General features: G+C 70.9%; 12 protein-coding genes and 3 pseudogenes. 5 read left to right on the plus strand and 10 right to left on the minus strand.

All coding sequences use genetic code 11. The annotated features are described in order from the left end of the window. Positions 1–90 precede the first annotated feature (90 nt). Positions 91–470, plus strand: a pseudogene (locus tag ABD954_RS04410) (transposase family protein); the annotation flags it as partial. A gap of 37 nt (positions 471–507) precedes the next feature. Here the strand turns inward: ABD954_RS04410 and ABD954_RS04415 are convergent. After that, a complete protein-coding gene (locus ABD954_RS04415; RefSeq protein WP_345484425.1) occupies positions 508–912 on the minus strand; it encodes a hypothetical protein in 405 nt (134 codons plus the stop codon). Positions 913–1,523: 611 nt separating this feature from the next. Between ABD954_RS04415 and ABD954_RS04420 the strand changes: the two are divergent. Continuing rightward, positions 1,524–2,751, plus strand: a pseudogene (locus ABD954_RS04420) (IS110 family RNA-guided transposase). A 46-nt stretch (positions 2,752–2,797) separates the two neighbouring features. Beyond that, positions 2,798–3,109: a hypothetical protein gene (locus ABD954_RS04425; protein ID WP_345484426.1), complete on the plus strand. Its 312-nt coding sequence runs from the start codon at positions 2,798–2,800 to the stop codon at positions 3,107–3,109. Between the two features lie 49 nt (positions 3,110–3,158). Here ABD954_RS04425 and ABD954_RS04430 read toward each other — a convergent pair whose 3' ends face one another. The 5 genes and pseudogenes from ABD954_RS04430 to ABD954_RS04450 form a co-directional block, all read right to left on the minus strand. Continuing rightward, complete coding sequence (locus ABD954_RS04430; protein ID WP_345491960.1) at positions 3,159–3,746, minus strand: CbrC family protein; 588 nt, start codon at positions 3,744–3,746, stop codon at positions 3,159–3,161. A gap of 137 nt (positions 3,747–3,883) precedes the next feature. Continuing rightward, positions 3,884–4,360: a hypothetical protein gene (locus ABD954_RS04435; protein WP_345484427.1), complete on the minus strand. Its 477-nt coding sequence runs from the start codon at positions 4,358–4,360 to the stop codon at positions 3,884–3,886. A 168-nt stretch (positions 4,361–4,528) separates the two neighbouring features. Beyond that, positions 4,529–4,984 (minus strand): hypothetical protein, encoded by a 456-nt coding sequence (locus tag ABD954_RS04440; RefSeq protein ID WP_345484428.1) that lies wholly within the window; start codon positions 4,982–4,984, stop codon positions 4,529–4,531. Positions 4,985–5,340: 356 nt separating this feature from the next. Then, positions 5,341–5,826 (minus strand): hypothetical protein, encoded by a 486-nt coding sequence (locus tag ABD954_RS04445; protein ID WP_345484429.1) that lies wholly within the window; start codon positions 5,824–5,826, stop codon positions 5,341–5,343. A gap of 115 nt (positions 5,827–5,941) precedes the next feature. After that, a pseudogene (locus ABD954_RS04450) lies at positions 5,942–6,425 on the minus strand (macro domain-containing protein). A gap of 77 nt (positions 6,426–6,502) precedes the next feature. On the opposite strand from ABD954_RS04450, the gene ABD954_RS04455 reads away from it, so the two are divergent. Then, positions 6,503–7,270: a MerR family transcriptional regulator gene (locus ABD954_RS04455; RefSeq protein WP_345484430.1), complete on the plus strand. Its 768-nt coding sequence runs from the start codon at positions 6,503–6,505 to the stop codon at positions 7,268–7,270. On the opposite strand, the gene ABD954_RS04460 is transcribed toward ABD954_RS04455, so the two are convergent. From ABD954_RS04460 to ABD954_RS04475, 4 genes are read right to left on the minus strand one after another with little or no spacing between them, the layout of a single operon-like run. Beyond that, a complete protein-coding gene (locus tag ABD954_RS04460; protein ID WP_345484431.1) occupies positions 7,254–9,449 on the minus strand; it encodes a 3-hydroxyacyl-CoA dehydrogenase NAD-binding domain-containing protein in 2,196 nt (731 codons plus the stop codon). The genes ABD954_RS04455 and ABD954_RS04460 overlap by 17 nt on opposite strands. A 37-nt stretch (positions 9,450–9,486) precedes the next feature. Then, positions 9,487–10,701, minus strand: a complete 1,215-nt coding sequence (locus ABD954_RS04465; RefSeq protein WP_345484432.1) for an acetyl-CoA C-acetyltransferase — start codon at positions 10,699–10,701, stop codon at positions 9,487–9,489. Positions 10,702–10,725: 24 nt separating this feature from the next. Then, complete coding sequence (locus ABD954_RS04470; protein WP_345484433.1) at positions 10,726–11,868, minus strand: acyl-CoA dehydrogenase family protein; 1,143 nt, start codon at positions 11,866–11,868, stop codon at positions 10,726–10,728. Then, the gene (locus tag ABD954_RS04475; protein ID WP_345484434.1) at positions 11,865–13,022 is read right to left on the minus strand and encodes a CaiB/BaiF CoA transferase family protein; all 1,158 of its coding nucleotides are present in this window, start codon (positions 13,020–13,022) and stop codon (positions 11,865–11,867) included. Before ABD954_RS04475 ends, ABD954_RS04470 begins: the two co-directional genes overlap by 4 nt. A 234-nt stretch (positions 13,023–13,256) precedes the next feature. Here ABD954_RS04475 and ABD954_RS04480 point away from each other — a divergent pair, with 234 nt between their 5' ends. Further along, positions 13,257–14,444: a saccharopine dehydrogenase family protein gene (locus ABD954_RS04480; protein WP_345484435.1), complete on the plus strand. Its 1,188-nt coding sequence runs from the start codon at positions 13,257–13,259 to the stop codon at positions 14,442–14,444. Positions 14,445–14,451: the final 7 nt, after the last annotated feature.

Here is a 14,451-nt window from a genome sequence, read left to right on the forward strand (position 1 = left end):
GCGGCGGTTCGAAGGACATGGACGACATGAGCCCGTGGACCACCGATCGTGGTCACGGGCAGGACAGCGCGGCGGGCTCGCGTCCGCTTCGAGGCGCCACAGATGATCGAGGTCCTCGCGCGCATCCGCGTTCCCCGCCCCCAGGGCGGTCACCCCCGCGCGCGGCCGGAACACCTGGGCGGCGACAAGGCGTACAGCTCACGCCGCAACCGCAGCTGTCTGCGAAGGCGCCAGATCGAACACACCACTCCCGAGCCGAAGGACCAGCGGGCCAACCACAAACGACGCGGCGGCAAGGGCGGCCGGCCCACCGGCTTCAACAGCGAGGTCCACAAGCGCCGCAACGAGGTCGAGCGGACGATCAACCGGCTCGAGAACTCCAGGGCGGTCGCACCCGCTAGGACAAGAGGGCCTACGTCCTCCACGGCACAGTCGCCGCTGCGGCAATTCGCTCGTGGCTCCGCCCGTGATCCGGAGAACGGGCACCCTGGTCGGGCGCGGAAACGCTCAGCGCGCATCGAATGCGGCCTGCAACGCGTCCGCCGTGGGAACGATGACAACCGCGTTCCCCTGAAGCTCCGCAGGAAGGTGACGACGCTCCTTCTCGTGGAAGATCAGCGCGTCACCGTCCTGGGGGACGATCGAGGCTTCGAGGGCTGCGGCCAGCCGGGAGAGCACACCGAGCATCGCGCCCTTGGCGAAGTGCGTCGCCGTCACGCACAACATCCCGCTCTCGCCGTGGGACTCGTGGTAGAGATCCGCTTCGCCCCCGTCCTCTGCGCGGAGTTGTGAGAAGCCGTCCTCCGAACTGCCCGCCACCACGTACGGCTCCGTCACCTGTCGGAACCGTTCGGTGTCCAACGCGACAACCTCGCGGTCCACGAACCGGAGCAGGAAGACGCTGTAACTCACGGAAACACTCTGCCATCGTCATGATCCGCCGGACAGTGCCTAATCCGTAGTTATGAGCGTTCCGCAGACGCAGGGGCTTCTCGGAGCGTTCGAGTACCAGACCGTGACATCCAGGTGCAGCCGGGCCGTCGAGGCCTCAACTTAGATCGGTGCGCGGTCGCGGTGCGAGTGGTGGCGGTCACGTGGGCGCCGGACGGATGCCTTTGACAGACCGGACCGTGACGTCTCCAGCCAGAGCAGCGACGCTCGGCGTTGCCGTGGCCGCCACTACGAGCGGTATTGGCGCCGATCGGCGCTGGACGGACGCCCGAAACTCACCCGGCATCGATGCCTATTAAGAGAGCGGCGGCGTTCAGGGCCGTCGTGCGTCAACACCTCTCGACCTGATCACTCGTTTGCGTTGGTGGTGCGAGCCCATCGCACGGTGACCTCTCGATACGCCCGAGCCGCCCGAGCTCCCGCGCAGACCGAGGCCCGTGAGTGCGCTGGTGCCACGAACGGCTAGTGAGGTGGCGGCCCGACCGCGATGCGGCCGAGGCCTGGGATGAGGTCGCTGCGTGGCCCGCATGCGCTCGTGACCAGAGCAAACACCGAAGTCCGGGGAGGGAATCTTGATCTACTGCGGAATCGACTGGGCGGAACGGACCCACGACGTCGCCCTGGTCGACGACACCGGCCAGCTGCTCGCCAAGCGGCACATCACCGACGACGCGGCCGGCTACAAGATCCTGCTGGAACTGCTCGCCGAGTACGGCGACACCGCCGAGAACCCGATCCCGGTCGCGATCGAGACCTCCCGCGGCCTGCTGGTGGCCGTCCTGCGGACCGGCACACGCAAGGTGTTTGCCATCAACCCGATGGCCGCCGCCCGCTACGCGACCGGCACAGCGTCTCGCGCAAGAAGTCCGACCCCGGCGACGCCCTGGTCCTGGCCAACATCCTCCGCACCGACATGCACGCCCACCGGCCCCTGCCCGACGACAGCGACCTCGGCCGCGCGATCGGCGTCCTTGCCCGAGCCCAGCAGGACTCCTTGTGGAACCGGCAGCAGCTCGCCAACCAGCTCCGCTCCCTGCTGCGCGAGTACTACCCCGCCGCCTTGGCCGCCTTCGCCACCTGGACCAACGGCCTGTGTCGCCCCGAGGCCCGCGAACTCCTCAAGACCGCCCCGACCCCGGCCCGGGCCGCGCGGTTGACTCGCACTCAGATCCAGGCCGCGCTCAAGCCCGCCGGCCGCCAGCGCGGCATCGAAGCCGAGGCCGACCGCGTCCGCGAAGTCTTCCGTGCCGAGTGGGCCCACCAGCCTCCGCTGGTCGAGGACGCGCTCGGCAAGCAGATGCTCGCCCTCCTCATCCAGCTTGACGCCGCCTGCACCGCCGCCGACCAGCTCGCCGAAGCGGTCGAAGAGGCATTCCCTCAGCACCCGGACGCCGAGATTCTGTTGAGCTTCCCCGACCTCGGCATCCAGCTCGCCGCTCGAGCCCTGGCCGAGATCGGCGACGACCGCACCCGGTTCGCCGACGCCCGCGGCCTGAAGGCCTACGCCGGCTCCTCACCCGTACCCGCGCCTCCGGCAAAAAGTCCTCCATCACCAGACGCTGGGTGAAGAACGACCGCCTCAACCACGCCGGCTACCTCTGGGCCTTCGCCTCGCTCCGGGCATCCACCGGCGCGAACGCCCACTACCGGCGCCGCCGCGAACAAGGAGACTGGCACGCGGCCGCCCAGCGCAACCTCTTCAACCGCATGATCGGACAGCTCTACCACTGCCTCCAGAAGCGGGAACTCTTCGACGAGCAAGCTGCCTTCCCGGCCGAAGTGATCGCGGCCGCCGCCTGACTCGATCACGGCCTGCCATCCTGACTACCTCACGGATGGGGGAGACATGACCGAGCCGATCGACGGGTGGATCTGGAGCCGCAACCTGCGTGCCTTCCTGGAACTGTTGTCGCTCTACGCCGGATACGAGTTCGATGCCACCGACTGGCGCACCATCGAAACCGCAGTCCAGGACACCGACGACGAGAACCCTGACCTCTGGTACGCGTATCCACTGGTCGGCGTGAACGCCACGCTGGAGGTGAGTCTTGCCCGAGCCATCGGCGGCGAAGAGATGTCCGTCCGCGTCGCGGGAGCGGAGGCCCCTGAACTCAGGCTGCGAACCGACACCCTGCTGTCTGCCTTTGCCACCGGCTGACCGCATCCAGAGCGGTCAGCTTGTCGGCATAGCAACGTGAGGTGTCTGGCTAGGAGGCGTCGGCGTACGCGAGATGAACGCCGCACACGGTGCAGCGGAAGAGCATGGCGGTCGCCCCGCCGCCCAGGTGGATCAGGAAGTGCTCAAGCCGGTCTTCGTCGTTCCAACCGTCGAGGCGCATGTCGGTCCGCAGCTGATCGAGGGCTTCAGGATGCGCCGCCAGCTCGGTGTATCCGACTTCACCCACGAAGGCGGCGGCTTCCTGGCAGTGGACGAGCCAGTGCGGGTCCTGCCAGGCATGGAAGCCAGGGGTGCGGCGGGTGACCTCGTGCAAGACGTCCTCGCTGACAGCCTCCAGCCCGTAGGAGTCGGTGAACTCGCCCTCGAAACGTTCGGCCGCACTCCCGTCCGCGATGCACCACGGGCAGAAACGTCCGTTGACCTCGTGCGCCGTGTAGAAGGTGGCCGTGTAGATCCACTCCCTGCCGCGCTCGCAGCAAGCGCATACTTCGGCGGACGCGCGGATGGACCCGCTTGCCAGGGGGTCTGGGTGATAGCGGAAGAAGGGAGGCCGACACTCATCGCCGATCCCCGATCTGTCCCCTGATGGCCATGCCTGGTGATCCCATGGAAGCAGTCTGTCCGCGAGCGGGTTCCCCGTTCAAGCACGGCGGCGTCGGACTCCTCGTCTCCAGCCGACGGAGGCAGCTGTGTTCTCGTCCGAGGCTCAGCAGTCGGCTGAGCGGCGACGACAGCGTCCCACTGCCCGCCATGTCAGTCGGCTCCGAACTCCGCGGCGCCCTTGCCGAACAGACACGTCAGCCCTGTCGGGTTCCCGTTGAATTCTCCCGTCAGGAACCGCAGCAGGAATGCCGTCATGGTGCAGTCGTGCACCGTCCACGCGCCCCCGTGCGGATAGACCGCCACGGGCCATGTGTCGGGTTCGTGGCTGCTGGTGATCCAGCCCAGTACGTCCGCCTCCGCGGTCTCCCCCCAGACCATGATGTCCGCCGGGCCATGGCGCTCGGCGTGCAGCGGGTCGTTCCACTCGTCGACCTCCGGCAGATCGAGAAGATCTGCCGGAAGCCTTGAGGTACGACGCGAAGGCGTAGAAGGATCCGCGCTCGGAGCGAAGACGGCCAGCATGCCGTCGATGTCACCGCTGCCGTAGACGGCCAGGAAGTCCCGGTAGATCAGACGGGAACCGGGTGCCGTACGCCGCCGCGATGTCGTCCCAGTCGATGGAGGCACCCTTGCTCGGCGGCTTCATGAGGTGCTGAAGTCGCTCAAGGGCGGTCATGGTCTCTCAACATCGTTCGTGGTCCGGCAGTCGTGGCCGCGCGCGGGCGCACCCTCGGCGGTTCGTCCGAGGTCGTCCGTCGGGGGCGCGTCGGCGTCGGTCGGGGCTTGGGCGGGTGCTCAGCTGCTCTTGTACATCGTCACCGAGATGGTCTGCTTCGTGCCGTCGTGGAAGTCGGTGCGGTCCCATACCGAGATGTGGGACCGGTCCTTCATCCGCAGTTGCAGCACCTCGTTGGCGTTGCTCCAGTTGTAATAGAAGAACCGGAAGTTCGGCTCGGGGCTGTCGCCCATCTTCCGGGTTCCCCAACTGCAGATGCGCGACTTGTCGTGCTCGCAGACGGACCAGGCCTTCGCGTAGAGCTGGCAGTCCTGTCCCTGCCAGATGTCGATGCGCTTCAGCCTGGGGTCGGACGAGCGCCATTTCCCGTTGAAGCGGTCGGCGGAGCAGAGGGCGGCAGCGTCTTTCGACGAGGTGACCGTCATCACGGCCGAGAGACCGAGCGTCAGGGCGACCGTCACGAGCAGCGCCATGATCTGGCGCAGGGGGCGGCCGGCAGCAGAGGCGTGTGACATGGCGAACCTCCCCGTGACGAGGCAGCACGGGTGGTCCGGTGAGCGCACCGGGCCGGATCCGCGGGCGACCGCGACGGAGACCTTGCTGCGGCTTCCGGCCGAGACCGTCGACCCCCTCGCCCTGCCAACGCCACGTTCCAGGCGGGTGAGTGCCGTTTTCCCCCACCTCTTCCAGACGAGCACTGCCGCATCGTGATCGCAAGCCAAGGACCCCGCCCCACCCTTGCATTCCATGCAACCTCCTCGATGCTGCATGGAATGCAAGGTGGACGGATCAACGAACGCAACCGCCGGGCGAAGCCCGCGGGCACCGCAGCCGTCGACCGGAGCCCGCTTTCCACCCCCGTGCCCGCGTCCTAGTACGCGTTGCCGAAGGCGCTGTACGCCCACAGGGCCACCACGCCGCCGACGCAGAGCAGCACCACCCACGAACCGATGCCCGTGTGGCGCGCCTTGCGCGGGCGGGGCGTCCTGGGAGCCTTGGGCGGGCGCGCGGAGCGGGCGCGGACGGTCGGCCGGGCGGGGCGGGCGCTCGCGGTGGACGGGGCCGCGTCGGCGGCGGTCTCGGCGAGGAGGCGGCGGCAGACCGCGGCCAGCTCGGTGGTGCCGGCGGTCAGGTCCACCACGGCCTCCAGGCGGGCGGGCGCGGTCGTCCCGCCGTCCAGGATCCGTCCGGCGCGGACCAGCGCCTGGTCCTTGCCGCCGGTCGGTGCCAGACTGATCCAGCGCCGCACGTGCTCCCCCCGGATCACCACCCCGCCGCCTCGCTCGCGGTAGACGGTGTGCTCCCGCCACAGGACCGCGGCCAACTCCGTGGCCGTCTCCCTGAGTTGCGCCTGCATGGCCCTCCCCTGTCATGCCCCTGAATTCGAACAGGCGCATGACTCTAGCGCCCGCCGCCCCCGCCCCTCGCACGAGGTGCCCCACCGGAGCGCCCCAGCACTCCCGTCCGGTCCGCTACGCCCCGAAGTCGTACACCGTGACCGCTATCCCCCGCGCCGACAGGCGCTCCGCTATCAGCGGCTCGACCCGCGACCACCGCCCGCCCGCGAGCCCGCAGCTGATCCGGGGCATGTGCACGGACGCGCCGAGCTCGACCGCCCGCTCGGCGAGCAGGCCGAGGGCCGTGTCGATCGCCTCGTACCGCACCGGCACCCCACTGCTGCGCCCCGTCCGCATCCCGCGCTGGCCCACCAGATTGGCCACCCACACGTACGGTTCCACCTGGACGAACTGGGCCGCGCCGAGCCCGAAGTCGTTCCGCGCGCGCTCGCGGTGCCAGCGTCGGTAGGCCGCCTCCGGCTCCGGCCAGCGCCGCGAGACGGCCAGGACGAAGCCCTTGCCCCAGCCCCCCCAGGTCGTTGCAGACGTGCGCCACGATCTTGACGCCCTTGCCCCGCGGCGCCGTGGCGTCCCCCCGCACGTACTCGATCACCGTCATGGCGCCACCGTACGGGCCCGCACTGACAACGGGCCGAGTCTTTTACATGCCTGGTGAGACAGCAATACTGTTGCACCATGGACCAGGCGAGCGACGTGCACCAGGGCGAGGAGCGGGCCGCCACCGTGCCGACCTACACGGTCGACGAGCTGGCCGCCCGGGCCGGGGTGACCGTGCGGACGGTGCGGTTCTACGGGACGCGGGGCCTGCTGCCGCCGCCGGTGATCGGCCCGCGGCGGGTCGGGCGCTACGGGCCCGAGCACCTGTCCCGGCTCGCCCTCATCGAGGAGCTGCAGCGCCAGGGCATGACGCTCGCCGCGATCGAACGGTACCTGGAGCAGCTGCCGCCCGACCTCAGCGCGCGGGACCTGGCGGTCCACCGGGCCCTGGTGGCCTCCTGGGCGCCGGAGTCCGCCGAGGAGATCACCCGGCAGCAGCTCCAGCGGCGGGCGGGGCGCCCGCTGGCCGACCGGGACGTGGACCGGCTGGCCGCCATGGGCGTGCTGGACAAGGGGCCCGACCCGGACGTCTTCCGGCTGGACGGGGCGCTGCTGCGCCTCGGGGTGGAGCTGCTGGACGTGCCCATCGAGCACGAGACGATCCTGGCCTCGCGGACCGTCCTGCTGGAGCACGCCCGCGCCGCCGCCGAGGAGCTGGCCCGGCTCTTCCAGGAGCAGGTGTGGAACCCGTACCGGGAGAGCGGCGAGGACCCGGACCACCTGGCGGCGATGAAGTCGCTCTCGGCGCACATGCAGCCGATGGTGATCCAGGCCCTCGTCACGGCCTTCCAGCGGTCCCTCAGCGAGGAGCTGAGGAGCGCCTTCAGGACTACCGGGCGTCCGTGAAGACCTCGCCCCGCTCGGCCTTCTCGATCAGCAGGGCCGGCGGGTTGAACCGCTCGCCGTAGGTGGCCGCGAGCTCGCGGGCCCGCTCCACGAAGCCGGCCACGCCGGCCGTTCCCCCGGGCCCGCCCTCGTAGCCGTTGATGTACTGCAGGACGCCGCCGGTCCAGGCCGGGAACCCGATGCCCAGGATGGAGCCGATGTTGGCGTCGGCGACGGAGGTGAGCACGCCCTCCTCCAGGAGACGGACGGTGTCGAGGGCCTCGGCGAAGAGCATCCGCTCCTGCATGTCCCGGAAGGGGATGTCCACCTCCGGCTTGGTGAAGTGCTCGCGCAGGCCGGGCCAGAGCTTGCCGCGCCGGCCGTCCTCGCCGTACTCGTAGAAGCCGGCGCCGCCGCTGCGGCCGGGGCGGCCGAACTCGTCGACCATGCGGTCGATGACGATCTCGCCGGGGTGGGTGACCCAGGTGCCGCCGGCGGCCTCGACGGCCTTCTTCGTCTCGTTGCGGATCTTGCGGGGCAGGGTGAGGGTCAGCTCGTCCATGAGGGAGAGGACCTTCGCCGGGTAGCCGGCCTGGGCGGCCGCCTGCTCGACGGACGCGGGCTCGGCGCCCTCGCCGACCATGGCGACGCCCTCGTTGATGAAGTGCCCGATCACCCGGGAGGTGAAGAAGCCGCGCGAGTCGTTGACGACGATCGGCGTCTTGTTGATCTGGCGGACCAGGTCGAAGGCGCGGGCCAGGGCCTCGTCGCCGGTGCGCTCACCCCTGATGATCTCCACGAGCGGCATCTTGTCGACCGGCGAGAAGAAGTGCAGGCCGATGAAGTCGCTCTGCCGCTCGACGCCTTCGGCGAGGCCCGTGATGGGGAGGGTGGAGGTGTTGGAGCACAGCAGCGCGTCGGGCTCGACGACGTGCTGGATCTCCTGGAACACCCGGTGCTTGAGGGCGGTGTCCTCGAAGACCGCCTCGATGACGGCGTCGCAGCCGGCGAGGTCGGCGGCGTCGGCGGTCGGGGTGATGCGGGCGAGGAGCGCGTCGGCCTTCTCCTGGCTGGTGCGGCCCTTGGCGACGGCCTTGGCGCAGAGCTTCTCGGAGTACGCCTTGCCCTTGGCTGCGGCTTCGGCGCTGACGTCCTTGAGGACGACCTCGATGCCGGCGCGGGCGCAGGAGTACGCGATGCCGGCGCCCATCATGCCCGCGCCGAGCACGGCGACCTTGCGGACCGTACGGGGCTCGATGCCCTGCGGGCGGTTGGCGCCGGAGTTGACGGCCTGGAGGTCGAAGAAGAACGCCTGGATCATGTTCTTCGCGGTCTGGCCGGTGACCAGCTCCGTGAAGTAGCGGCTCTCGATCGTGAGCGCGGTCTGGAAGTCGACCTGGGAGCCCTCGACGGCCGCCGCCATGATGTTGCGCGGGGCGGGGTAGGGCGCTCCGTTCAGCTGCTTGCGCAGGTTGGCGGGGAAGGCCGGCAGGTTGGCGGCGAAGCGCGGGTTCGACGGGGTGCCGCCGGGGATCTTGTAGCCGGGCACGTCCCAGGGCTGCTGGGACTCGGGGTGGGTGTCGATGAAGGCGCGGGCCTTGGCGAGCATCTCCTCCGGGGTGGCGGCGAGCTCGTGCACGAGGCCGTTCTCCAGGGCGCGCCGCGGGTTGTACTGGGTGCCTTGGAGGAGCACCTTCAGCAGGGCGTCGGTGATGCCCATGAGGCGTACGGTGCGGGTGACGCCGCCGCCGCCGGGGAGCAGGCCGAGGGTGACCTCGGGCAGGCCGATCTTGGAGCCGGGGGCGTCGAGGGCGATGCGGTGGTGGGAGGCGAGGGCGATCTCGTAGCCGCCGCCGAGCGCGGCGCCGTTGAGGGCGGCGACGACGGGCTTGCCGAGGGTCTCGATGCGGCGGAGCGCGTTCTTCATCTCCATGGCGGCGTCGAAGATCGCCTGGGCGTCCTCGGGACCGGCCTTGATCATGTCCTTGAGGTCGCCGCCGGCGAAGAAGGTCTTCTTCGCGGAGGTGTAGATGATGCCGCGGATGGAGTCCTTCTCGGCCTCCGCGCGCTCGGCGACGGCGGTGATGGAGGCCCGGAAGGCCGAGTTCATGGTGTTGGCGGACTGGTCGGGGTCGTCGAGGACGAGGGTGACGACGCCGGTCTCGTCCTGCTCCCAGCGGATGGTGGTGCTCTCGCTCATGACTGCTGCTTCTCCGTAAGGGGGTTCGGACGGGCGGTCAGACGCGCTCGACGATGGTGGCGATGCCCATGCCGCCGCCGACGCACAGGGTGGCGAGGCCGTAGCGCTTGTCCTGCCGCTCCAGCTCGTCGACCAGGGTGCCGAGGATCATCGCGCCGGTGGCGCCGAGCGGGTGGCCGAGCGCGATGGCGCCGCCGTTGACGTTGACCTTGTCGAGGGAGACGCCCATGTCCTTGACGAAGCGCAGGACGACGGCGGCGAAGGCCTCGTTGATCTCGATGAGGTCGATGTCGTCGATGGTGAGGCCGGCCTTGGCGAGCGCCTTGCGGGCGGCGGGGGCGGGGCCGGTGAGCATGATGGTCGGCTCGGAGCCGGAGACGGCGGCGGCGACGATCCGGGCGCGCGGGGTCAGGCCGTAGCGCTCGCCGACCTCCTTGGAGCCGATGGCGACGAGGGAGGCGCCGTCGACGATGCCGGAGGAGTTGCCGGCGTGGTGGACGTGGTCGATCTCCTCGATCCAGTGGTACTTCTGCAGCGCCACGGCGTCGAAGCCGCCGAGCTCGCCGATGTCGGCGAAGGAGGGCTTCAGCTTGGCGAGGGAGTCGGCGGTGGTGCCGGGGCGCAGGTGCTCGTCGTGGTCGAGGACGGTGAGGCCGGCGCGGTCCTTGACGGGGACGACGGAGCGGTCGAAGCGGCCGTCCTTCCAGGCCGCGGCGGCGCGCTCCTGGGACAGGGCGGCGTACTCGTCGACGTCGCGGCGGGTGAAGCCCTCGATGGTGGCGATGAGGTCGGCGCCGATGCCCTGGGGGACGAAGTTCGTCTCCAGGTTGGTCATGGGGTCGGCGAACCAGGCGCCGCCGTCGGAGGCCATGGGCACCCGGGACATGGACTCGACGCCGCCGGCCAGGACGAGGTCCTCCCAGCCGGAGCGGACCTTCATGGCGGCCATGTTGACGGCTTCGAGGCCGGAGGCGCAGAAGCGGTTCTCCTGTACTCCGGCGACGGTGTCGGGCAGGCCCGCGGCGATGGCGGCGATACGGGCGATGTCGGAGCCCTGGTCGCCGACGGGGCCGACGACGCCGAGGACGATGTCGTCGACGGCGGCCGGGTCGAGGCCGGGGAAGCGGGAGCGGATCTCGTGGATGAGGCCCACGACGAGGTCGATGGGCTTGGTGCCGTGCAGGGCCCCGTTGGCCTTGCCGCGGCCGCGCGGGGTGCGGATCGCGTCGTAGACGTACGCTTCGGTGGTCACTGGGCAGAGCCTTTCGCGTGAGGGTCAGGCGAGCAGGGAGCGGCCGATGATCTCCTTCATGATCTCGGTCGTCCCGCCGTAGATGGTCTGGATCCGGCCGTCGGTGAAGGCCCTGGCGACCGGGAATTCGCTCATGTAGCCGTATCCGCCGTGCAGTTGCAGGCAGCGGTCGGCGGCCCGCTTCTGCAGTTCGGTGGACCACCACTTGGCCATGGAGGCGTGGACGGCGTCGAGGCCGCCGTTCGCGTGTTCCTCGACGCAGCGGTCGATGAAGGTGCGGGTCACGGCGCATTCGGTGGCCAGCTCGGCGATCTCGAATCGGACGTGCTGGAGGCGGGCGAGGGGCCGGCCGAACGCCTCGCGCTCCTTGACGTAGGCGGTGGTGAGCTCCAGGAGGTGTTCGGCGCCGGCGATGGCGGCGACCGCGATGGCGAGCCGTTCCTGGGCCAGGTTCGTCATGAGGTGGACGAAGGCGCCGTTGAGTTCGCCGAGCAGGTTCTCCTTGGGGACGCGGACGTCGTGGAAGAAGAGCTCGGCGGTGTCCTGGGACTTCTGGCCGATCTTGTCGAGGTTGCGGCCGCGTTCGAAGCCCGCCGCGCCGCGTTCGACGACGAGGAGGGAGAGTCCGTGGGCGCCGCCTTCGGGGCTGGTCTTCGCGACGACGATGACGAGGTCGGCGAGGATCCCGTTGGAGATGAAGGTCTTGGAGCCGTTGAGGACCCAGTGGTCGCCGTGGTCCTCGGCGGTGGTGCGGATGGCCTGGAGGTCGGAGCCGGCGCCGGGTTCGGTCATGGCGATGGCGGTGACGGTCTCCCCGCTGCAGAAGCCGGGCAGCCAGCGGCGCTTCTGTTCCTCGGTGGCGAGCGAGGTGAGGTAGGGGCCGATGATGTCGTTGTGCAGGCCGATGGCGAGGCCGGGCGTGCCGGCCCGGGTGAACTCCTCGGCGAGGACGGCGCTGTAGCGGAAGTCGGGGTTGCCGCCGCCTCCGTACTCCTCGTCGACGGCGAGGCCGAGCAGGCCCTGCCGTCCGGCGGCCCGCCAGACCTCGCGGGAGACGATGCCGTCCTTCTCCCACTGCGCGTAGTGGGGCAGCACCTCCTTGGCGAGGAAGGTGCGGACGGTCTCGCGGAAGGCCTCGTGGTCGGCGGTGTAGAGCTGGCGCTTCATGCGGAGGACTCCTTGGCGGCGTCATCGGGGCGGAGGGAGGGGACGGCCCAGTCGCGGGCCACGTCGGCGGTGTGGGCGCCGGGCAGGGCGGGGCCGGTGCGGACGGCGCCCGGGGTCGCGGAGAAGCGGGGCGCGGGGGCGGGCTGGACCAGCCCGTCGTGCTCGACGAAGGTCCCGCGGGCGGCGAGGTGCGGATGGGCGGGGGCCTCGCACAGCGACAGGACGGGGGCCACGCAGGCGTCGGTGCCCTCGAAGACCGCGGTCCACTCCGCTCTCGTACGGCTCCGGAAGCGCTCGGCGACGGCGGCGCGCAGTTCCCCCCAGCGGACGGGGTCGTGGCGGGCCGGGGCGCTGTCCTCGATGCCGAGGAGCCGGACGAACTCGTCGTAGAACCGCTGCTCCAGGGCGCCGACGGCCATGTATCCGCCGTCGGAGGTGGCGTAGGTGCCGTAGAAGGGGCAGCCGCCGTCGAGGAGGTTGACTCCGCGCCGGTCCTGCCAGCCGCCGGCGGCGAGCATGCCGTGGATCATGGTGGCGAGGTGGGCGGTGCCGTCGACGATGGCGGCGTCGACGATCTGGCCCTCGCCGTGGGTACGGGCGTGCTGGAGGGCGGCGAGGACGCCGATGACGAGGTAGAGGGAGCCGCCCGCGTAGTCGCCGACCAGGTTGGCGGGAACGGTGGGCGGCCCGTCGGGGTCGGGGCCGATCATGCCGAGGGTGCCGGTGATCGCGATGTAGCCGATGTCGTGTCCCGCGGTGGGGGCGAGCGGTCCGCTCTGGCCCCAGCCGGTCATCCGCCCGTAGACCAGGCGCGGATTGCGGGCGAGGCAGGCGTCGGGGCCGACGCCGAGGCGTTCGGCGACGCCGGGGCGGTAACCCTCGATCAGGATGTCGGCGCGTGCGACCAGGTCGAGCACGGTGTCCGGCCCGTCGTCCGCTTTGAGGTCGACGAGGACGGAGCGCTTGTTGCGGTTGGTGAGGTCGCGGGCGGGGTCGATGCCGAGGCCGGGGCCGCCGGGCCGGTCCACGCGGACGACGTCGGCGCCGAGGTCGGCGAGGAGCATGGCGGCGAAGGGACCGGGGCCGATGCCGGCGAGTTCGACCACGCGGACGCCGGCGAGCGGGCCGCGGGCGGGCGGGTGCGGTGTCGTCATCGGGCCCCCTGGGGGTGGGTGTCCGCGGTGGATCCGCCGCGGGTGTGACAGTGATGATGTAACACCGGAGATGCTAGGAACGCGTTCCACTCGGCACAAGCCCCCGGGCCGAGCAAGCGCTTGGAAATCTCCAGGGCGACCGGGCGGGCCGCCCGCTGCGGGACTTCCGCTAGAGTCCGCCGACGACATGCGCGCCGGGAGACCGCGCGGGCGACATCGGAGGGGCTGGGCTGGATGGACAATGGGGCGGTCGTACGGCCGTACGACGTGGTTCTCTTCGGGGCGACCGGGTTCGTGGGGGAGCTCACCGCGGAGTATCTGGCCGAGCACGCCCCCGCGGGCTGCCGCTGGGCGATCGCCGGACGCAGCCGCGACAGGCTCGCCGCCCTGCGTGACCGGCTCGCCGGGCAGTGGCCGGACTGCGCCGGGATCCCGCTGATCGTCGCCGACTCCACCGACCCGGAGTCGCTGCGCGCACTGGCGGAGTCGGCGCGGGTGGTGGCGAGCACCGTCGGCCCCTATGTCTGGTACGGCGAGGAGCTCGTCGCCGCGTGCGCGGAGGCCGGCACCGACTACCTGGACCTGACCGGCGAGGCCGAGTTCGTGGACCGGATGTACGTACGCCACGACGCCCGCGCCCGGGAGACCGGCGCCCGGCTCGTGCACGCCTGCGGCTTCGACTCCGTGCCGCACGACCTGGGCGTCTACTACACGGTGCGGCAGCTGCCGGAGGGGGTGCCGCTGCGGATCGACGGCTTCGTACGGGCCGGGGCGGTCTTCTCCGGCGGCACCTTCGCCTCGGCCCTGACCGCCTTCGGCCGCGGCCGGCAGATCCTGCGCGCCGCACACGAACGGCGCTTGCACGAACCGCGGTTGGTGACCCGGCGGGCCCGCGCGCCGCTGGGCGGACCCCGGTTCAGCCGCGAGACGGGCACATGGGCGCTGCCGCTTCCCACGCTGGACCCCCAGGTGGTCGCGCGTTCGGCGGCCGCCCTCGAACGGTACGGCCCCGACTTCCGCTACCGCCACTACGCCTCGGTGAAGACCCTCGCGATGGCCCTGGGCGGCACGGCCGCCGTCACCACGGGCGTGCTCGCCGCCCAACTACCGGCGGTGCGGCGCTGGCTGATGGGGCGTTACGAGTCGGGCCAGGGCCCCGGCGCCGAGCGGCGGGCGCGCAGCTGGTTCTCCGTGCGCTTCGTCGGGGAGGGCGGCGGGCGCCGTGTCTTCACCGAGGTCTCGGGCGGCGACCCCGGCTACGGCGAGACCGCGAAGATGCTGGCCGAGTCGGCGCTCTGCCTCGCGCTCGACGAGCTGCCGAAGACCTCGGGGCAGGTCACGACGGCGGTCGCGATGGGCGACGCGCTGCTCGGACGGCTGCGGGCGGCGGGGTTGCGTTTCCGGGTGGCGTACTCGGGCTGAGGCTCCG

Origin of the sequence: Streptomyces roseoviridis (assembly GCF_039535235.1) — a bacterium.
Taxonomy (GTDB): domain Bacteria; phylum Actinomycetota; class Actinomycetes; order Streptomycetales; family Streptomycetaceae; genus Streptomyces; species Streptomyces roseoviridis.

What these genes read in the sequence shown, in the direction of transcription:
- ABD954_RS04440 (WP_345484428.1), bottom strand. Translation starts at nt 4,984, where the DNA reads ATGTCACACGCCTCTGCTGCCGGCCGCCCCCTGCGCCAGATCATGGCG.
- ABD954_RS04425 (WP_345484426.1), top strand. Translation starts at nt 2,798, where the DNA reads ATGACCGAGCCGATCGACGGGTGGATCTGGAGCCGCAACCTGCGTGCC.
- ABD954_RS04445 (WP_345484429.1), bottom strand. Translation starts at nt 5,826, where the DNA reads ATGCAGGCGCAACTCAGGGAGACGGCCACGGAGTTGGCCGCGGTCCTG.
- ABD954_RS04480 (WP_345484435.1), top strand. Translation starts at nt 13,257, where the DNA reads ATGGACAATGGGGCGGTCGTACGGCCGTACGACGTGGTTCTCTTCGGG.
- ABD954_RS04460 (WP_345484431.1), bottom strand. Translation starts at nt 9,449, where the DNA reads ATGAGCGAGAGCACCACCATCCGCTGGGAGCAGGACGAGACCGGCGTC.
- ABD954_RS04470 (WP_345484433.1), bottom strand. Translation starts at nt 11,868, where the DNA reads ATGAAGCGCCAGCTCTACACCGCCGACCACGAGGCCTTCCGCGAGACC.
- ABD954_RS04475 (WP_345484434.1), bottom strand. Translation starts at nt 13,022, where the DNA reads ATGACGACACCGCACCCGCCCGCCCGCGGCCCGCTCGCCGGCGTCCGC.
- ABD954_RS04455 (WP_345484430.1), top strand. Translation starts at nt 6,503, where the DNA reads ATGGACCAGGCGAGCGACGTGCACCAGGGCGAGGAGCGGGCCGCCACC.